This window comes from Tateyamaria omphalii (assembly GCF_014651375.1).
Lineage (GTDB): Bacteria > Pseudomonadota > Alphaproteobacteria > Rhodobacterales > Rhodobacteraceae > Tateyamaria > Tateyamaria omphalii.
The window spans coordinates 59,084-77,606 of sequence record NZ_BMWT01000002.1 but is presented as its reverse complement, the minus strand read 5'-3'; the positions used below and the strand labels follow the sequence as shown (position 1 = coordinate 77,606).

21 protein-coding genes and 2 tRNA genes are annotated in these 18,523 nt (G+C 58.4%); 12 read left to right on the top strand and 11 right to left on the bottom strand.

Features of this window, described 5'->3' with window-relative positions; translation table 11 throughout:
- The first annotated feature begins 3 nt into the window (after positions 1–3).
- Together IE087_RS06030 and ndk are read left to right on the top strand one after the other, a co-directional pair.
- A complete protein-coding gene (locus tag IE087_RS06030) occupies positions 4–1,197 on the top strand; it encodes a multidrug effflux MFS transporter (protein WP_189368421.1) in 1,194 nt (397 codons plus the stop codon).
- A 59-nt stretch (positions 1,198–1,256) separates the two neighbouring features.
- On the top strand, positions 1,257–1,679 hold the full coding sequence (ndk, locus tag IE087_RS06025; RefSeq protein WP_189368420.1) for a nucleoside-diphosphate kinase: 423 nt from the start codon (positions 1,257–1,259) through the stop codon (positions 1,677–1,679).
- A 328-nt stretch (positions 1,680–2,007) separates the two neighbouring features.
- Here ndk and IE087_RS06020 read toward each other — a convergent pair whose 3' ends face one another.
- Together IE087_RS06020 and IE087_RS06015 are read right to left on the bottom strand one after the other, a co-directional pair.
- Positions 2,008–2,337: a TfoX/Sxy family protein gene (locus IE087_RS06020; RefSeq protein ID WP_189368419.1), complete on the bottom strand. Its 330-nt coding sequence runs from the start codon at positions 2,335–2,337 to the stop codon at positions 2,008–2,010.
- Positions 2,338–2,566: 229 nt separating this feature from the next.
- Complete coding sequence (locus tag IE087_RS06015) at positions 2,567–3,484, bottom strand: aldose epimerase family protein (RefSeq protein WP_189368418.1); 918 nt, start codon at positions 3,482–3,484, stop codon at positions 2,567–2,569.
- A gap of 188 nt (positions 3,485–3,672) precedes the next feature.
- Here IE087_RS06015 and IE087_RS06010 point away from each other — a divergent pair, with 188 nt between their 5' ends.
- The 3 genes from IE087_RS06010 to IE087_RS06000 all read left to right on the top strand — a co-directional run bounded on the left by IE087_RS06010 (position 3,673) and on the right by IE087_RS06000 (position 5,804).
- Positions 3,673–4,032, top strand: a complete 360-nt coding sequence (locus IE087_RS06010) for a VOC family protein (RefSeq protein ID WP_189368417.1) — start codon at positions 3,673–3,675, stop codon at positions 4,030–4,032.
- 120 nt (positions 4,033–4,152) lie between these two features.
- The gene (locus IE087_RS06005) at positions 4,153–5,070 is read left to right on the top strand and encodes an aminotransferase class IV (protein ID WP_189368416.1); all 918 of its coding nucleotides are present in this window, start codon (positions 4,153–4,155) and stop codon (positions 5,068–5,070) included.
- 326 nt (positions 5,071–5,396) lie between these two features.
- Positions 5,397–5,804 carry a RidA family protein gene (locus IE087_RS06000; RefSeq protein WP_189368415.1) on the top strand — a complete coding sequence of 136 codons (408 nt, stop codon included), beginning with the start codon at positions 5,397–5,399 and terminating at the stop codon, positions 5,802–5,804.
- Between the two features lie 74 nt (positions 5,805–5,878).
- Here IE087_RS06000 and IE087_RS05995 read toward each other — a convergent pair.
- A tRNA-Asn gene (locus IE087_RS05995) sits at positions 5,879–5,953 on the bottom strand.
- Between the two features lie 70 nt (positions 5,954–6,023).
- The gene (locus tag IE087_RS05990; RefSeq protein ID WP_189368414.1) at positions 6,024–6,944 is read right to left on the bottom strand and encodes an MBL fold metallo-hydrolase; all 921 of its coding nucleotides are present in this window, start codon (positions 6,942–6,944) and stop codon (positions 6,024–6,026) included.
- Positions 6,945–6,987: 43 nt separating this feature from the next.
- Between IE087_RS05990 and IE087_RS05985 the strand changes: the two genes are divergently transcribed.
- Positions 6,988–8,307, top strand: a complete 1,320-nt coding sequence (locus tag IE087_RS05985) for an ATP-binding protein (RefSeq protein ID WP_189368413.1) — start codon at positions 6,988–6,990, stop codon at positions 8,305–8,307.
- A gap of 75 nt (positions 8,308–8,382) precedes the next feature.
- Positions 8,383–8,829 (top strand): PaaI family thioesterase, encoded by a 447-nt coding sequence (locus tag IE087_RS05980; protein ID WP_189368412.1) that lies wholly within the window; start codon positions 8,383–8,385, stop codon positions 8,827–8,829.
- Between the two features lie 8 nt (positions 8,830–8,837).
- On the opposite strand, the gene IE087_RS05975 is transcribed toward IE087_RS05980, so the two are convergent.
- A tRNA-Ile gene (locus tag IE087_RS05975) sits at positions 8,838–8,914 on the bottom strand.
- A 52-nt stretch (positions 8,915–8,966) separates the two neighbouring features.
- A complete protein-coding gene (locus IE087_RS05970) occupies positions 8,967–10,058 on the bottom strand; it encodes a hypothetical protein (RefSeq protein WP_189368411.1) in 1,092 nt (363 codons plus the stop codon).
- 193 nt (positions 10,059–10,251) lie between these two features.
- On the opposite strand from IE087_RS05970, the gene purM reads away from it, so the two are divergent.
- The 3 genes from purM (at position 10,252) to rnd (ending at position 13,112) form a co-directional block, all read left to right on the top strand.
- Positions 10,252–11,298, top strand: coding sequence for a phosphoribosylformylglycinamidine cyclo-ligase (gene purM, locus IE087_RS05965; protein ID WP_189368410.1), 1,047 nt, complete (start codon positions 10,252–10,254; stop codon positions 11,296–11,298).
- Entirely contained in the window at positions 11,295–11,885 is a 591-nt protein-coding gene (purN, locus tag IE087_RS05960) for a phosphoribosylglycinamide formyltransferase (protein ID WP_189368409.1), read from the top strand. Before purM ends, purN begins: the two co-directional genes overlap by 4 nt.
- 66 nt (positions 11,886–11,951) lie before the next feature.
- Positions 11,952–13,112 carry a ribonuclease D gene (rnd, locus tag IE087_RS05955; RefSeq protein WP_189368408.1) on the top strand — a complete coding sequence of 387 codons (1,161 nt, stop codon included), beginning with the start codon at positions 11,952–11,954 and terminating at the stop codon, positions 13,110–13,112.
- A 9-nt stretch (positions 13,113–13,121) separates the two neighbouring features.
- Here rnd and IE087_RS05950 read toward each other — a convergent pair whose 3' ends face one another.
- Positions 13,122–13,655 carry a hypothetical protein gene (locus tag IE087_RS05950; RefSeq protein ID WP_189368407.1) on the bottom strand — a complete coding sequence of 178 codons (534 nt, stop codon included), beginning with the start codon at positions 13,653–13,655 and terminating at the stop codon, positions 13,122–13,124.
- Positions 13,656–13,793: 138 nt separating this feature from the next.
- On the opposite strand from IE087_RS05950, the gene IE087_RS05945 reads away from it, so the two are divergent.
- Positions 13,794–14,201, top strand: a complete 408-nt coding sequence (locus tag IE087_RS05945) for a SufE family protein (RefSeq protein ID WP_189368406.1) — start codon at positions 13,794–13,796, stop codon at positions 14,199–14,201.
- Positions 14,202–14,294: 93 nt separating this feature from the next.
- On the opposite strand, the gene IE087_RS05940 is transcribed toward IE087_RS05945, so the two are convergent.
- The 3 genes from IE087_RS05940 to IE087_RS05930 are packed head-to-tail and all read right to left on the bottom strand — an operon-like array spanning position 14,295 to position 16,198.
- The gene (locus tag IE087_RS05940) at positions 14,295–14,939 is read right to left on the bottom strand and encodes a DUF1638 domain-containing protein (RefSeq protein WP_373296488.1); all 645 of its coding nucleotides are present in this window, start codon (positions 14,937–14,939) and stop codon (positions 14,295–14,297) included.
- On the bottom strand, positions 14,918–15,463 hold the full coding sequence (locus IE087_RS05935) for a thioredoxin family protein (protein WP_189368405.1): 546 nt from the start codon (positions 15,461–15,463) through the stop codon (positions 14,918–14,920). Before IE087_RS05935 ends, IE087_RS05940 begins: the two co-directional genes overlap by 22 nt.
- Before the next feature lie 33 nt (positions 15,464–15,496).
- Positions 15,497–16,198: a cobalamin B12-binding domain-containing protein gene (locus IE087_RS05930; RefSeq protein ID WP_189368404.1), complete on the bottom strand. Its 702-nt coding sequence runs from the start codon at positions 16,196–16,198 to the stop codon at positions 15,497–15,499.
- Between the two features lie 208 nt (positions 16,199–16,406).
- Here IE087_RS05930 and IE087_RS05925 point away from each other — a divergent pair, with 208 nt between their 5' ends.
- Entirely contained in the window at positions 16,407–17,483 is a 1,077-nt protein-coding gene (locus IE087_RS05925; RefSeq protein ID WP_189368403.1) for a PA0069 family radical SAM protein, read from the top strand.
- On the opposite strand, the gene bmt is transcribed toward IE087_RS05925, so the two are convergent.
- Positions 17,480–18,496 (bottom strand): betaine--homocysteine S-methyltransferase, encoded by a 1,017-nt coding sequence (gene bmt / locus IE087_RS05920; protein ID WP_189368402.1) that lies wholly within the window; start codon positions 18,494–18,496, stop codon positions 17,480–17,482. The genes IE087_RS05925 and bmt overlap by 4 nt on opposite strands.
- Positions 18,497–18,523 lie beyond the last annotated feature (27 nt).

Sequence of the window (18,523 nt, the reverse complement as noted above, 5' to 3'; positions counted from 1 at the left end):
CGGATGACCCGGACCCAACCGCACCTTGCAACCCTTGTTCTGCTGACAGCGCTGAGCGTGCTGACGTTGAACATGTTCTTGCCTGCCTTGCCTGCCATGCGCGAAGCGTTTGACGTGTCCGAGGCTGTCATGGGGCGGTCAATCTCGCTCTACATGCTTGCGGCGGCTGTGCTGCAATTGTTGCTTGGATCCCTGTCGGACAGATTGGGGCGGCGGCCGGTAATTCTTGGACTTCTGGTGCTGTATGCGATGGCGTCCGTGCTGTGCCTCATGGCTGAGAACATCACTCTTTTTCTGCTCGCGCGGACCGGTCAGGCCGTGGCGGTGGGTGGTGGCATTCTGGCCTCAGCCGTGGTGCGGGACATGTACGATGGGCGGCAGGCGGCGGCGAAACTATCACTGATTGCGTCGGCCATGGCCATTGCGCCGATGCTGGCGCCAATGCTGGGTGGGCTCTTGGAAACGGCATTCGGCTGGCGGTCCGTCTTTGTGACCTATGCCGTGCTTGGAGGCGGACTGCTGCTGTGGTGCCTGCGGGATCTGGGAGAGACGCACACCCCCGGTCCGGGTCGGTCGATGCGCGTGGGCGCGTTGCTGCGGGAGCGGCTGTTCTGGGCCTATGTGGGGATTCAGGCGCTGGGGGTCGGGGCGTTCTACATGTTTCTGACAGGGGCACCGTTTGTTGCTGCGGACGTGTTTGGTTTGGAGCCTGCGCAGATTGGGATCGCACTTGGTTCAACAACAGCGGGGTTCATGCTTGGCGCCGGCCTGTCGGCAAGGCTGGTCCAAAGGATCGAACCCATGCGTTTGATCCTGCTGGGGCGGATCTTGCCCATTTTCGCGGTGGGAGCGGCGATCATCTATTACATGAATGGCGGTGCAACGGTTGCGCCATTGTTTCTGAGCACAGTTGTCGCCGGGATCGGCAATGGGCTGTCACTGGCCAACGCAAATGCGGGCGCCTTGTCTGTTCGGCCCGACCTTGCCGGTAGTGCGTCAGGGGTAAGCGGGGCGATTGCGCTTGGGCTGGGGGCGGCACTGAGCTGGCTGACCACCGCTGTACTGGGCGATGGAGCCACGCCGCAAGGATTGCTTCTGTTGATCCTTGCAGCGTTGAGTTTGGCACTGGCTGCGGCCTTGGCCGCCGCGGCCTGGGAGCAGGGTGAGACAGGGGTTTCCAACCAGAAAACCCCATGATACGGGGGCGCAGATTTTCGCGCCGGGACGGTCCCGGCTGCGGCTGACAGGAGACACCCATGGCCCTCGAGCGCACCTTTTCAATCATCAAACCCGATGCAACCCGCCGCAACCTGACCGGCAAGATCAACGCCAAGTTCGAAGAGGCTGGGCTACGTATCGTTGCACAAAAGCGCATCCACTTGACCAAGGCGCAGGCGGGTGAATTCTACAAGGTGCACGCCGAGCGTCCGTTCTATGACGAACTGTGCGAGTTCATGGCCTCCGAGCCGATCGTGGCGCAGGTTCTGGAAGGCGAGGGTGCCATTGCCAAGAACCGTGAAGTGATGGGTGCGACCAACCCTGCTGACGCGGCCCCCGGCACCATTCGTGCCGAGTTTGCCGAGAGCGTTGGCGAGAACTCGGTCCACGGGTCGGACGCGCCTGAAACGGCTGCGGTTGAGATCGCATATTTCTTCTCGGGTCTGGAGCTGGTGGGCTAAGCCAACCGCACATCCCGTACAGAGACAAGACACCGGCGTACCCCATGGGTGCGCCGGTTTTCTTTTGTTGAGCAAGGATTAATGGGGCGTGCGGGCAACGGCTATCTTTTTTGCCTATCCTAAGGTGAGGTTTGCGGCGCAACTGTCTGTAAATGAATGAATTTACCCCAGATCTTTGGCGACATCCCATGTGCACCATGCGTACACCCCCCGTACACCGGCTTTGGGGCAATCAGAGGTGCTGACACAACATGTTGCGCAGCAAAGACTGTTGGTTTTTCGGGTTACCATCACGTCACTGCACCGTGCGTTGCAGCAGATGCGCAAGTCAGGCTTTGGCGATGACGCCGATTTCGTTCAGGGTGCGTTCGAAATCGCTGAGACCCTTGTCAAAGGCTTGTGCCTTGATCGCGTCAAAGCGTCTGCGCAGTGCTTTCTTCTCTTCGCCCTTGCAATCGTTCCACGGGCGTCCCTGCAACCCCATGACCAGCACATAATAGCCGATGAAATGTGGGCGCATGCCGGACCGTAGCAGGCGGGCATAAGCATCGTCAGCACCGAGGGTGCGCAAGGTGTCTGCATCCGGTATGCCAGCTTTGGCACAGGCCGCGTCCATGGCAGGGCCAAGATTGCGGATCGAAGAAACGGGTTCGCTCATGGCGCAAGATTAGCCGCAGCCCCGGGTGCTGTCACCTGCGATCAGATGCTGGCGTAGTCTGTGAAGTAGGGCGCTGGTTTGCTGTCCTTCTTGGACCCCTGTTTGGGGGGCTTGGGACGTTCTTTGCTCGACATTTTGACACCTCATACATTGAACACTCCGCGTTCGTGCGCGCGGTAGACACAGCCCAGCACGGAATTGTGCCGCTGGGATGGTTCAAATGTGGCAATTATGTGGCGGGTTGCAGCGTGTACTGTGTCACTTGTGAATAGGGGTGATCTGGCGTGCAGATCACGTTTGGAAAATTAGGATGGTTGACAGCATCCGGCCATCCTTGCGGTTCCAGCGCAACACCAGCCAGTGGGGCGATGCTCGTTTCGGGAATCTTGGGAAGGAACGCACCCGAATACACCTGCAGGCCTGGTTCTGTGCTTGCAATCTCAAGAATATGCGTCGGCGTTGTCAGGGTCGCGACCGGCGCAGGCGCGGACCGGGGCGCATCGGCAATGCAGAAATTGTGGTCTGTGCCGGGGTCGATAGGGCGGGCTGTCCTGTGGTCAAACGGAGTGTCCGCGACCGGTGCCATCGCGCCTGTTGGCAAGTTAGCGTGATCGGTGGGCAGGTAGTGCGTGGCCTGAATGCGCAATTTGTGTTCGGGCGTGACGCGCCAATACGGATGATGCGCGATTGATACAGGCGTTGGTGCATCGGTCGTCATCGTGACCCGGAGTGTCAGAGTGTTGTTCAGAACTTCGAACCAAAGCTCGATGTCCCGATTTCCCGGTAGGCCGCCATCGCCATCCGGCAGATGGTGCCTCAGGTGCAGCGCGGTCCTGTCCTGTGCAACCACGGTCCATTTGACCCGGTCCAGCCCGTTGGGACCACTGTGAAGTGCGGTTGTCCCGTTTTCGTTCCATGGCATTTGATATACAGTATCACCCAGGGGGACCTGTCCACGGCGCACCCTGTTGGCGAGCGGTCCGACAATCACGCCCCCATACGCATCGCGCAGGTCCTGCGACACCGCATCGTCCACATCAAGAACGAGGTTCGCCCCTTTATCCAGGTGTAGGCTGCGTATCCGCGCTCCGTCGGGGTCAAAGGTTGCAATCAGGCGGTTGGACCGGATGGAGTAAGTCGTGCACATGGCCGCACCATGTCAAAGGCCTTTGTCGGGTGCAAACACGCAATTCGGTCAGATCGACAAATGCGACATCTGGTCCGAACGCGCCGCCCGATTCTGATGACAGTGCGCGTATCCTCTTGAATTTCGTGGAATTGGTTTCGCATCTGCTTCAGAATGCCAATGTGGGTCCGGCCCATCAACGAGGGCGCATGCTAACAACCATACATCACGTTCAACTTGCCATTCCCGAGGGAGAGGAAGACGCAGCGCGCGCCTTTTACGGCGATGTTCTCGGCCTGTCCGAAGTTCCAAAGCCCGAGAGCCTGATCAAGCGTGGCGGTTGTTGGTTTCAGTGCGGCGATGTGAAGGTTCATCTGGGTATCATGGAAGATTTCTGTCCCGCTACAAAGGCGCACCCGGCCTTTGTGGTTTCCGACCTGTCAGACATGCGGCAGCGTTGTGATGCGGCGGGGTGTGTATGCATTGATGGTGATCCACTGGATGGATTTGCGCGATTTCACGTCTCTGATCCGTTTGGAAACCGGATCGAGTTGATGCAGCTTCTTTGAACACAGACCGTCAGCGTGATCCTATGCGCGCCTGTTTGCGTCAGCACAGAATTGGCCCGGCGGTTGCCCTTGCCCCGGACCGCATCGCGGTGGCAAGACATACTGCAAAAGGGGTAATTTATGACAGACACCCAAATCTCGACTCACGATGCGGCGGCAGACGACCGCAACGATCACATTCTTATCTATGTGGACGGGCGCATTGTTCCGCGGGCCGACGCTGTCGTGTCGGTTTATGACAGTGGATTCATGCTGGGTGACGGGATTTGGGAGGGCTTGCGTCTATATGATGGTCACATCCCGTTTTTTGATGATCATTTGGACCGGCTATTCGAGGCGTCGGCCTATACCGAGATCGAGATTGGGTTGGACCGGGCAGCGCTGAAGCAGGCGGTGTGGGACACGCTTGCAGCCAATGGAATGGACACGGATGTTCATATCCGCCTGATGGTGACCCGGGGCCGCAAGGCCAAGCCGTTCCAGCATCCACATCTGAGCCTGTGGGGATCGACCATCGTCATCATCGCCGAACACTCGAAGCCCGATGAAAGCGTCGTCGAGCGGGGCATTCGTTTGCACACTGTGCCGCACCATCGAGGCCTGCCGTTGACGCAGGATGCCAAGCTGAACTCGCATTCAAAACTCAATTGTATCATTGCGCTGAACCATGCGGTGCGGGCAGGGGCAGACGAAGCTTTGATGCTGGATCCATTTGGGTTTGTGAACACCACCAATGCCTGCAATTTCTTTGTTGTCAAAAAGGGTGAGGTTTGGACCTCGACCGGGGACTATTGCATGAACGGGATCACCCGCCAGAAGGTCATTGATCTGTGTCGGGCCGAAGGTATTCCTGTGTTTGAGCGGAACTACTCTCTGGTGGACGTCTATGCAGCGGACGAGGCATTTTTAACGGGAACGTTTGGGGCGCAGACACCCGTGTTTGACATTGACGGTCGCGTCATTGGTGGTGGCAAGGCTGGTCCAATATTTCTGCGTCTGCGTGCTACGTACAAGCAATTGATTGCCGCAGGGGGATGACAGTCAGTCACGCGATGCCGTCGTATTCGGGATGCGAGTTGCCCAAGCAGTGCATGCACGAAGATGACATGAGATACGGTGTCATGACTGTGCCAGGATTCGAAAGCCTTTAATTCGTGTTCTGACACTTTCCAGCTTCATGCATCGTTCGTGATGTTGCAGGTGGTGGCGTTGGTTTTGCGAGGCTGATGTCGCACTGCCCGTTGCAATGACAGGGTGCCGGTGCCTGCAATTGATCCATATATGGAGTGTTTTAAACAGCGGCTTTGAACTCGGGTTGGCGTGACTATCTACTGGGTGCAATCAGCAGCCCCGGGAGAACTCTCATGTCCAACACACCAGCACGTTTGAACCCAACGACTTTGCCTGACGCCGGCAAGATCGGGTATTCCCAGATTTCAATCGCCAATCCGGGGCGGCTGGCCTTTGTGTCTGGTCAGGTGGCGATGGATGCCGCCGGCTCCACTGTTCCTGACACTCTGGAAGACCAAGCGGAGCAGGTTGTTAAAAACCTTGCGACCGCTTTGACTGCCATGGACGCCTGCAATGAGGATATTGTCCAGATGCGCATCTACATGACGGATTTGAATGATGAAACGATGGGTGTTGCGATGGCACCTATTTTGACGTTTCTTGATGGGGTTCAACCGAGTGTGACTGGAATTGGCGCCGCTGCACTTGCGGGACCGGATTTGAAGATTGAGGTCGAGATGGTTGTGCAATTGCCTGCTTGACCACTGAAGTCATACGGCCAGATGCACGCGATCAAGGATTCGCACGTCATATTTGACGAAGAAAACGGGGAAATTGGCTCCGGCGGTAGGGATCGAACCTACGACCAATTGATTAACAGTCAACTGCTCTACCGCTGAGCTACGCCGGAACGGTTCGCGCCGTATAGCAAGGCCGATTCAGGTCGTCCAGAGGGTTTTGCAGGCCTAAGAACAAAAAATTCAATGTCCGCCAATGCGTACAAAACGTGCGCCATCGGTGAGTGGATCGCAGGCTTCGATCTGAGACCGGCCCATAAGATCGATAAGATGGGCCAAGACGTTTCGCGTGGCTGCGGGTAAGAGCGCCACCGGGGTGTCTTCATAGACCATTTTGGTGATCTGCGTCGCGGTCGCAGGTCCGGTGGCCAGTGCCTTTAGAATAGCGGTTTCACGGGCGCGACGATGGGTGATCAACCATTCCAGCCGTGCGGATGTATCAGTCACGGGCGCTCCGTGTCCTGGATAGAAAACACGCCAGTCCCTTTGGTTCAGCTTTTCGCAGGACGACATGAAATCTGTCAGGTCTCCGTCTGGAGGAGACACCAGAGAACTGGCCCATCCCATCACGTGATCAGCGGTAAGGCATGCATCCCCGAGCCCGAGGCAGATGTGATTGCCAAGATGCCCCGGTGTGTGAATCACATCGAGTTGCCAGTCGTCGCCCTTGATCACGTCACCATCGGCCACGCGTACATCCGGCGCGAAACCGGTGTCGATACCTTCGCCGCCGCCCACGAGCCCGCTTGCAGCCAGACTGTGCATGACGCTGCTGCGCCCATCCATTGCTGTTCCAAACGCGAGGACCGGAGCGCCGGTGGCCTTGGAGAGAGGCGCTGCCAAGGGTGAATGGTCCAAATGCGCATGTGTCACGACGATGTGCGACACGTGTTGTGGCTGGCCGATGGCCCCCAGGATCGCCTCAAGATGCGTTGCACTGTCCGGGCCCGGATCGATCACCGCCAGAGCGGTGGAACCCACGATGTATGTATTCGTACCCCTGTAGGTCATGGGAGACGGATTTGGCGCCACGATTCGGCGTAGTCCTGGCTCCAAGTGTTCGGGGGTCCCGACGGTAGGATTAAAATCATCTGGTGGCGGCATGGTGGTCTTTCGTCCGGGATCGTGGCCCGATAGGGTTTACGCCATGTCCTTTGCCTGGCTCAAATATTATATGCCCCGCGGCATCTACGCCCGTGCAGCGCTGATCCTGCTGCTGCCGGTTGTTGTTGTTCAACTCGTCGTCTCTGTTCTGTTTGCTCAACGCCATTTCGAGGGCGTAACGGTTCAGATGGCGGACACGGTTGAGCGGGAGGTGAGACTTGTTCTCGACGTCTTGTCTGATCTGCCGCCAGATGCCGATGTGACGCAAACCGTTCTGGATGCGACCGGTCCATTGGCAATGGACGTGGAACGCATCTCGAAAGACGCACTGGATGCACCCAGTCAACGCGATTGGGATGATTTTTCCGGACGGGTCGTGATCCGGCGCTTGGGCGAGACGGTGGCGGAGATACGGTCCTTTGACCTGTCGCAGAGTGGCTTAGTGCGGCTTGCCGTTGAAAGTGGGACTGGACCGGTATCCATCACTTTTGACCGGCGGCGCGTGTCGGCGCGGAACCCGCATCAATTGCTTGTTTACATGGTCGTGTTCTCGGTTCTGACGACCATTGTTTCGTTCATTTATTTGCGCAATCAGCTGCGCCCGATCCGGCGGCTTGCACGGGCTGCCGAGGCGTTCGGGCGGGGCCGTCACCTCGCTTACACACCCGCAGGGGCCACTGAGTTGCGGGCGGCCGGGACAGCGTTTGTCGACATGCGTAACCGGATTGAGAGGCAGATGGAGACGCGAACGCTCATGCTCTCGGGCGTTAGCCACGATTTGCGTACGCCTTTGACGCGTATGCGACTGGCTTTGTCGATGGTGGATGACGAAACACGCGAAGCGCTTGAGGCGGACGTGGACGACATGCAGAACATGATCGACGCGTTTCTGGATTTCGCCAAGGGTGAGGCGGAAGGTGAACCGGAGGCTGTTGACCCTGCCGCGCTTGCCCGAGCATTGGTCGAAGACGCGCAGCGGGGCGATCAACCCGTCACGTTGCACGAGGTGTCGGGGCAGGGCACGGCCATGCTGCGCCCGATGGCCATGCGCAGGGCCCTAAGCAATTTGATCAGCAATGCGGTGCGTTATGGCAAGCGGGCCGAGGTGAGCGTGACGCTTACTGAAAAGTCCCTGCGTTTCCGGGTTGAGGATGATGGTCCGGGTATTCCGCAGGATCGTCGCGCAGACGCGCAGCGTCCGTTTACTCGGCTCGACCCGTCGCGCAATCAGGACAAGGGTGGCAGTGTTGGGCTTGGGCTCGCCATCGCTACGGACATCGCCCGCGCCCACGGTGGTGTTTTACGGCTCGGAGAAAGCGAGCGTTTGGGGGGCTTGCGAGCGGATATCGTCATCGCGCGTTGACGTGCCGCAGCGGCATGCTTGCCGTGCCGGATGGATCGGCTTTACTGGCCCGACATCATAGCAGGAGCGCACCAAATGACACCTTATGACATGATCCGCGACCAACTGGGCAAGGCCGTGCCCTTTGCCAACCACGTAGGTGTCGAGCTGGTCGAGGTGGGCGATGGCACAGGTGTCGCCGCACTGGATCAACGGCCTGAAACGTCGAACCATATCCAGACCCAGCACGCAGGTGCCATGTTCACGTTGGGAGAAGCCGCATCCGGTGCCGCTCTTGCCGGTGCCTTTGGGCCGATGATCTTTCAGGCGCGACCCGTCGCGTCCGGGGCAAGCATCTCTTACGTCAAGATCGCCAAAGGACGGCTCGAAGCACATGCGCAGACTGAGCGGCCCGGCCCAGAACTGGTCAAGGAATTGCAAGAGGTGGGCAAGACGGCGTTCGACATCAATGTGGATATCCGCGACGGCGACGGCGATACGGTGGTCACGATGACGGTTGGTTGGCACGTTCGAAAAGCGTAAAAGACGGTTGGTAGGCCCGGCAGGACTTGAACCCGCAACCAAAGCGTTATGAGCGCTCTGCTCTAACCAATTGAGCTACAGGCCCGCCTGATCCCGGGGATAGCATTGCCACCCCGGGTGTCAAGACGAACGGCACCTTAGAAACGGTAGCGAGCGCCAATAAATACAGCGTCGATATCCCGAAACGATTCTGTGGGTGTTTCTGCGCTGAATGTACGGAAGCCGCCGTAGATTTCCGTATTGAAGCGATCAATCCTTTGCACGGCAAAAATGCTGTGGCTTTCGGAGTCACTGCCGTTCACAGCCAGATCGCTTCCGTCATAAAAATCAACGGCAAAGGATGTGCTACCCCAAGGCAAAAGATCCTTCTTTTGGTAGCCCAGTTTCAAATAGTTGAAGCCGGGATTTTCGCGACCGGCCGTGTCCAGATTGTCTGTGCCGGACGCAAAAGTGACGTTCAGACCAGTGGGATCATGGAATGCCGATACTGACCCGGCAATGCGGTCGACCTCGTCAATCTGTGCATAGGCGACACCGCCGCGTACACGTACGTCGCCGAACGTGCCTGTGTAGCGTATGGCGATGTCATTGTTGCTGTCTTCGCCAAATGAGACCGAGGTCACGAAGCCACCCCCAAATGTGGGTGTGTCATAGCGAAACCGTTCGATCCGGCTGATGCCGTCAAAGTTTGAGAAGAAGTCGCCCACATCATTGCCGCTGAACCCGCCAGCTGCTGTGCGGAAAATCTGGCCGCCCGCGATAAGGCCAACGTCGGAATAGTTGCCCAGAGCTGTGCCGGACAAGTCAATTTCAGAGATTCCGTTTGAGGCCGCGTCCCCTTGGCCATAGGCGAAGTTGCCGAAGGGGGTATTTGTAAACAGCTCGAACTTACGTTCGTTTGACACCGAAGAACTGATATCGGAATTGAGTTGGCTGACCGAGTTGGAAGATGAGAATTCGAATTCGTATTCGATCAACGCGCCCACAACATAGTTGCCAAAACTATACGCGGCGCGCGCCGTCAGTCGTGTTGACGAGTTGTCGTTATCGACAAAAAATTCGTTGCTCTCTACGCCGTCATCGGTGAACAGAAACGCGCGGTTGATTTGGCCACCCAAGGTGAAGGAAAAACCGCCATCTTCGATATTGACGATCTCGGCATGTGCGGTGGACATCGACAATGCGATCGCCGTTGCGGATGTTCCGATGAGAAGGCGATGAAATGTCATGGCGATGTCCTTTGAGTGGTTGCTCGAAGAACTGTGTCACGTTCTCGCGGCCTCGAATACGACGTGTCACGAGAGGGTGACGCGCTGTGAGGGACGCGTGAAAACGCGGCGCAGCGGCGCAGAACTGCATTTCCTTTTGCAACGCCACCTCTCTTCACGTTAAGGGGCAGGCGAGCCCCCGGGGAGATTGAGAATGACCACGAACAAGAATGGACTGACCTATGCACAGGCGGGTGTCGACATCGACGCGGGCAACGCTCTGGTCGAGCGGATTAAGCCGGCTGCCGCCGCAACGAAACGGGCTGGGGTGGCGTCTGGATTGGGTGGTTTTGGTGGCTTGTTCGATCTGAAAGCGGCCGGTTTTTTCGATCCTGTGCTGGTGGCCGCCACTGATGGTGTCGGGACCAAGTTGCGGATCGCAATCGATACCGGCAACGTCGACGGTGTGGGTGTCGATCTGGTTGCAATGTGCGTGAATGATCTGGTCTGTCAGGGCGCAGAGCCGCTGTTCTTTCTGGACTACTTTGCCACAGGCAAGTTGGAACTTGATCAGGCGGCACGCATCATCGAGGGGATCGCGCGGGGGTGTGAGGCTTCGGGATGCGCTTTGATCGGGGGTGAGACCGCAGAGATGCCGGGCATGTATCCTGCCGGTGACTTTGATCTTGCCGGTTTCTCTGTCGGCGCGATGGAGCGGGGCGCGGCCCTGCCAGCAGACGTGGCCGAGGGTGATGTGCTCTTGGGTCTTGCCTCGGACGGTGTGCATTCTAACGGCTATTCGCTGGTCCGCAAAATCGTCGAAACCTCGGGGCTTGGCTGGGACGATGCCTGTCCATGGGGCGAAGGCAATCTGGGTGCGGCCCTGCTGACGCCGACGCGGCTTTACGTCAAGGCGGCGCTGGCTGCTATCAAGGCGGGTGGCGTGCATGGCTTTGCCCACATCACCGGCGGTGGTCTGACGGAAAACCTGCCGCGCGTGCTGCCCGAGGGTCTTGGTGTGCATGTTGATCTGGGGACTTGGGAACTGCCGCCGGTGTTTCAATGGCTTGCGGCGCAGGGCGGCATGGATCAGGCTGAAATGCTCAAGACGTTCAACGCCGGGATCGGCATGGTTGTGGTTGTGGACCCAGCCTCTGAAGCAGATGTAACGGCGGCCCTCGAGGTCGAAGGGCAGGTTGTGACCCGCATCGGCGTGGTCGAAGCAGGGCAGGGCGTACGCTACTCCGGGGCGCTTCTTTGACAAAACGCGTTGGGATCTTTGTCTCGGGCGGTGGATCGAACATGCGTGCGCTGGTCGACGACATGGATGCGTCGCATCCGGCCACGCCCGTAGTCATCGTTTCTAACAATGCGGATGCAGGCGGCATCGCGTGGGCGAAGGAGGCCGGACTTGCCACTGTTGTTGTCGATCATCGGCCTTTTGGACAGGATCGTGCCGGTTTCGAGGCTGCAATATCGGACGCGCTTGATCCCTTTGATCTGGACCTGATCTGCCTGGCCGGGTTCATGCGCGTGCTTACAGCTGGTTTTGTGACGCCATGGCGCGGCCGGATGTTGAACATTCATCCATCGCTGCTGCCCAAGTATCGTGGTCTGCACACCCATGCCCGTGCACTTGAAGCTGGCGATACTGAACACGGCTGTACGGTACATTTGGTGACGCCGGAACTGGATGACGGCCCGATCCTTGGGCAGGCGCGGGTGCCCATCCGGGCCGGGGACACACCTGACGATCTTGCCGCCCGAGTGCTGCAGCAAGAGCACATTTTGTACCCTTCTGTGCTGCGGCGCTTTGCCTCTGACGACTTGACACCGCTCATGCTCTAGCCAGCGTGCGCGCGTTGGTGTAGGACCGGACAACCAGACGGTGAAAAGCAACAAAAAGTACCGCATATGAGAACCATCACAACCACGGACGCGCTGGCTGAATTCTGTACCGAAGCCCGCGCACACCCGTATGTGACCGTCGATACAGAATTCCTGCGCGAACGGACCTACTATTCGAAACTCTGCCTGGTGCAGCTGGCTATGCCGGGTTCCGACGACAGCAACGCCGTGCTGGTGGACCCATTGGCCGATGGCCTTTCACTCGAACCGCTATATGAACTGTTTCGCGACACATCCGTGGTTAAGGTTTTCCACGCTGCGCGACAGGACCTCGAGATTTTCTATGTCGATGCCCAGGTCTTTCCTGAGCCGCTTTTTGACACCCAAGTGGCTGCCATGGTCTGCGGTTTTGGAGAACAGGTCGGATACGAAACGCTGGTCCGCAAGATTGCTAAGCAGTCGCTCGACAAGACCTCACGCTTTACCGACTGGTCACGCCGACCGCTGACCGACGCGCAGAAAACCTATGCCATCGCCGATGTCACGCATTTGCGCCAAATCTATGAATTCCTTGCAGGAAAACTGGCGCAGAGTGGACGCGCGCGTTGGGTGTCGGAAGAATTGCAAACGCTGCTGAGTCCCGAGACGTACATCATCAACCCCGAAGATGCCTGGAGACGTGTAAAGACACGCACGCATTCGGCGCGGTTCCTTGCGGTCGTAAAGGAACTGGCTGCGTTCCGCGAGACGCATGCCCAAACGCGGAACGTGCCGCGCAATCGTGTTTTCAAGGATGATGCGTTGGTTGAACTGGCCAGTAACAAGCCGAAATCCTACGAAGACCTGGGGCGCTCGAGACTGCTGCTGCGCGAGGCACGGAAAGGTGACATTGCCGACGGAATCCTGGCGGCTGTGAAACGGGGCGTGGACATGGATCCGGATACGATGCCGCGCCCTGACCGCTCTCGCGAAAAGCTGCAGGTGAACCCGGCCCTTGCCGACCTGCTGCGGGTTCTGCTGAAGGCCAAAACTGAGAGTGCAGGCGTTGCAGCCAAGCTGATAGCATCGGCGGCGGACCTGGATGCGTTGGCAGCCGGGGTTCGGGATGTTCCTGCACTTCACGGGTGGCGGTCAGAGGTGTTTGGCACGGATGCGCTGCGCTTGTGCGATGGGCGCGTCGCATTGACTGCCAAGGGCGCCGACGTACAGATTATCCCGCTGGACTAATGCTTCTGCTTAGCGGCGCGTTGTGGTCTGTGCGTTGCGCAGCCCTTCAACGCGGATCACGCGGATCTCGGCCAGTTCCTGATCCGTAAGGCGACGGGCCGCTGTGACTGTGCGTACCCGCTGGCTCAACCTTCTGGTTGGGCGGTCAGAGTGCACAGCGCGCAGTTGGTAGGTCAAAGTACCATCCACGGGTACGTTTTCGTCGCTCTCTGTTGTCAGGCGCACGTCATAAACCCGGTCTTCGCTGGCGATGCCAGTGGCCCGCACAATGGCGCCACCGGGCACCCTTTCAATCACCAAGTCAGTGACCTGATCAATGGGGGTGCCAACGTAGAGTTCGGTCTGTTCGCGGAGACTGGAAAACAGGCCCGCACGCCGAGTCTCAGGGATCAACGGGTTGGTTGCTGCGCGCGGATCAGGTTGAACGGGTCCTGACCGGCTGTTGCCAAACCAGTTGATCGGGTTCACCCGGCTGTCGCGCACGGCGGCACAGGCCGATAGGGTCAGCGTGGCAATCAGTAGGGCAGGTAGGATCAGGCGCATCTTCCGCTCGCATATCTTGCTTTTGGCACATGTGGTAACGGATGCTGACGCCGTTGAAAAGCGTCCATTACCGCTCTGGACCTTTGGTGCAGCTGCGCCTAGGTGACAAGACGAACGGGAAAGACGCGGGGACATCTGATGGCGACCGACAGCTTTGAAGAAATCGTGGAGGATTTCGAGTTCCTCGAAGACTGGGAAGACCGCTACCGTTACGTGATTGAGCAAGGCAAGGCGATGGAGCCGCTGCCAGATGCACTCAAGGTGCCTGCAACCAAAGTAGACGGCTGTGCCAGCCAGGTCTGGCTGCATCCGCAGATCGAAAACGGCGTATTCCGGTTTGACGGTGATAGCGATGCCATGATCGTAAAGGGCCTGATCGCGGTTCTGCGTCGGCTGTACAATGGATTGCCAGTGGCTCAGGTCCGTGCCGTGGATGCGCGAGCCGAAATGGCGCGGCTGGGGTTGAACGACCACCTGTCAGCGCAAAGATCAAACGGCCTTCGGGCGATGATCGAGCGGATCCAGTTGGTGGCTGCGGCTGCGTGATCCTGCGGCCGCCGTTCGGCAACGCCAGTTATCAGGGGGCGCTGCCCCCGCCTGCGGCTCCCCCGTGGTACTTTTGGTCAGAAGAAGATGGTATCAAAGCCGCTGTAACGCGGTTTGCAGATCGCCATATCCTGTGAAGCGGCGTTCAAATGTCAGTCCAAGGGTATAAGCCGCCGCGCGCGCTTTTTCAGTCAGGACTGGATCATCCGTTTGTGCCTGGTAAACAAGTTTTTCGTAATTGCCGAAATACATGTCGCGCAATTCGGGATGCCGGTCGAGCCCCATGGGTTTGATCACGAAGGCTTCGAATTGGCGGACAAGAAAATCGGTCAGGTAAAACGTGGTGATTTCACTTTCGCTTTGCCGTGCAAATTTTTCGTTTCCCTCAAAAAAACTGTAACAATGGGGCCCCGCAATCATCTCGACTCCCATCTCGGTGCAGGCAGCCTGTAGCTGGCCGCCCGTGCCGCAATCTGCATAGACAACAAAGATGGTGTCATAGGTGTCGCGGTGTTTGGCGACTGCCTCACGCACGGCCTCCGTGATCTTGTCGGGGAACAGGTGGTACTTGGCCGGCAGGCAGGTCAGGTCCATGTGATCCCAGCCGTTTGCATGTTTGAGGTCTAAAATCTCGCGAGCGAGCGCACCGCAGGCAATCAGCAGGATTGGTCCTGCGCCACTGGCGGGCAAACCAGAGTCAGTCAACTGCGCATCCGTCAGCGCCATTTGATTGAACATCCCATGCTTGGCGTCTGGTTTTGGGGGCCATGTCCGGTTTCGGCCACCTGTTGCATAGCGTTCAGCAATTCGGGCGTGCGCCCTGTGGTGTGACCCATGCGCGCGTCATCCAGCCGTCCCCGATATTGCAGCTGCCCATCCCGATTGAAGCCGAAGAAATCGGGTGTGCAGACGGCGCCATAGGCCTGTGCCACGGACTGATCCGCGTCAATGAGATAGGGAAAGTCAAACCCGTGCTTTGCAGCGAAACCGGGCATCTTGTCCGGAGCATCAGCGGGGTAGGCGGTATAGTCATTCGCGTTGATCGCAACCACGCCGACGCCAAGCCTTTTTAAAGCCTTTGCATCCGCCGCCAATCGGTCCGCAATTGCAATGACATAGGGGCAATGATTGCAGATGAACGCCACAAGCACGCCGTTTTCGCCTGTGTGGTCGGACAGGTTGTGCAAGGTGCCATACGCATCGGGGAGTCTGAACTGTGGCGCGGGCGCGCCAAAGTCGCAGATCGGTGTATCAAGCAGCATGTCGTCCTCCGGTTGGGCCGGGGCGACAGGGATTTATCCCGCCGCCAACTGGTTGTGCTTTCGCGCGACGAATTCCTTGGCCGTTTCGACCGCCACGGCCGCGTCACGGCAATAGGCGTCAGCGCCGATGGCCTTGCCGAACTCTTCATTCAGCGGTGCGCCACCGACCAGAACAATATAGTCATCGCGAATGCCCTGTTCGACCATCGTGTCGATGACGACCTTCATATAGGGCATCGTTGTTGTCAGCAGGGCGGACATGCCAAGGATATCCGGGCCTTCCTGTTCGATTGCTTCCAGGTAGTTTTCGACCGGGTTGTTAATGCCCAGATCGACCACTTCGAAACCCGCGCCTTCCATCATCATCGACACAAGGTTCTTGCCGATGTCGTGGATATCACCCTTTACCGTGCCGATGACCATCTTTCCGACGCGCGGCGCGCCCGTTTCTGCTAGGAGCGGCTTGAGGATCGCCATGCCACCCTTCATCGCGTTGGCGGCCAGCAAAACCTCGGGCACGAACAGAATGCCGTCACGGAAGTCATGGCCGACGATCGTCATGCCGCCAACCAGCGCCTTGGTCAGGATGTCATAGGGCATCCATTTCCGTTCGAGCAGGATGTTGACACCTTCTTCGATCTCTTCTTTGAGACCGTCATAAAGGTCGTCAAACATCTGCTGGACAAGCTCTTCGTCATCAAGCTCGGACAGGATGATTTCGTCTTCGTCTGACATGGGCATTCCTCTTGAATGGGTGCCGGACCCGGTGCCTAGTTTTTTCGAGTTATCGTTCAGAATGTCGCATGCGGACTGTCCGAATTGCGACATGGCCAGCTTCGCGTGCGACGCAGGTTGTCACTTTTGTCTTCGGTCTTATGACGTTTCTGCTGCGTTTGACGGGTCTGCGCTGGAAAATGTTCTTGTTGTGTTCTATCATCCGAATATGAAACCGGATCTCCAGACACGCGTTGCAAAGGGCCGTGGAGCAGTGAGCAATGTCGTAAGCCGCTATGACAGGATCAGCAGGCATGCCGATGCTGATGGCTGGGAGCTGGAAGAGGATTTGCCGACCTTGCGAACAGAGGTCAGCATCGAACACCCGCGCACTGTGATCAGTTACAACAGCTCGCCCGACTTGCCGTTTGATCGGTCGATCAATCCATACCGTGGGTGTGAACACGGCTGTGTCTATTGTTTTGCCCGCCCCACGCATGCCTATCTGGGCCTGTCGCCGGGCCTCGATTTCGAAACGCGTCTGGTGGCGCGGCCGGATGCGCCCGATGTGCTGCGCGCGGAACTGGCGCGCAAGAGTTACAAGGTAGCCACGCTTGCTATTGGCACCAATACGGACCCGTATCAGCCGATTGAGCGGACACATGGCATCATGCGTGCCTGCCTTGAGGTGCTTGAGGCCTGCAATCACCCGGTTGCTATCGTGACCAAGGGCACGTTGATTGAACGGGATATCGACATCTTGTCGCGTATGGCAGCCAAGGGGCTCGCGCGGGTTGGCCTGTCGCTCACGACGCTTGATGCTGAACTGTCCCGGGCAATGGAACCGCGTGCGCCGACCCCGAGGCGACGGCTCGCAACCCTGCGCAGATTGACTGAGGCGGGCATTCCGGTGCGCGTTATGGCCTCTCCCATGGTGCCCGCGCTTACCGACCCAGAGCTTGAAGCGATCCTTGAAGCGGGCGCGGTAGCAGGCGCTGGAAGCGCCAGCTGGATCATGTTGCGGTTGCCGCAAGAGGTGTCGCCGCTCTGGCAGGAATGGCTGGCTGCGCACTACCCCGACCGCGCTCACCGCATCATGTCGCGCCTGCGCGAGATGCACGGCGGCAAGGATTACGATGCCCGTTGGGGGCACCGCATGCGGGGCGATGGGCCCTATGCCGAGATTGTCGCACATCGGTTCAAACTTGCCATTAAGCGTTTGGGGTTGAGAGAAAAGCTGCCGCCGATGCGCACGGACTTGTTCCAGCCGCCACGTGCACCCACCGCCCAGCTTAGCCTGTTCTAAGCGGCACGGCGCCCACGACGCTTGCGTGCCGGACGATTGCCATCATCGCCGGTGCCGTCACCGGTAGAAGAAAACGCACCAAGCGCTGCAACAATGGCTTCGAGAGACGGGGCAGGTTGTACTGGGCGCGTGTCCAGTGCCTCGCGCATCTTCTCCAGGTGGGCCGGGGTCGTGCCACAGCAACCACCAATGATGGTCGCGCCGCAATCACGGGCCATGGCGGCGTAATCTCCCATCAACTCAGGTGTTCCATCATAGTGTATATGACCGTCATGGTATTTGGGAATGCCTGCATTTCCCTTGGCAACAAGCGGTAAAGTGGTGCCAGTGGCAGCGAATCCAAGAACAGTCCGCAAAAGATCGGACGCGCCTGTGCCGCAATTGGCACCAAAGGCAATGGGAGGGAAGTCCAGACCCGCCACCAGCGTCGCCATATCCGTGCTCGTCACACCCATCATCGTACGGCCTGCAGTGTCAAAGCTCATTGTGCCGACCCAGGGCAGTTCGGCGCGAGCAAAGCCTTCGGCCGCAGCCGTGTATTCTTCGGGGGCTGAAATGGTTTCCAGCCAGCCAATATCGGCACCTCCCGCTTTCAGTCCGGCAGCGGTTTCGTGAAACATATCGACCGCGTCTGCGTGGGTCAGGTTGCCGACAGGTTCCATAATGTCGCCGGTTGGCCCAACAGATCCGGCAACAATCACCTTGCGTCCGGCAGCATCGGCTACGTCGCGGCCTATCTCCGCTGCCATGCGGCTCAATTCGAACGCGCGGTGGCCCGCATCGTGCAATTTCAAGCGCGACGCGTTTGCACCAAACGAGTTGGTCAGAAAGATATCGCTTCCCGCGTCAACGGCCCCCTTGTACAGCGCATTGATTTTCTGTGGTTCCTCTTCGTTCCACAGTTCAGGCGCGTCGCCCGACATCAGTCCCATGGCAAACAGATTGGTGCCCGTGGCACCGTCAGCCAGTAGTGTGCCTTTTTCAGCCAGAAGAGTTGTCAGAGCGTCGGACATGATCGAACCTTTTGCGCGAGGAATTTT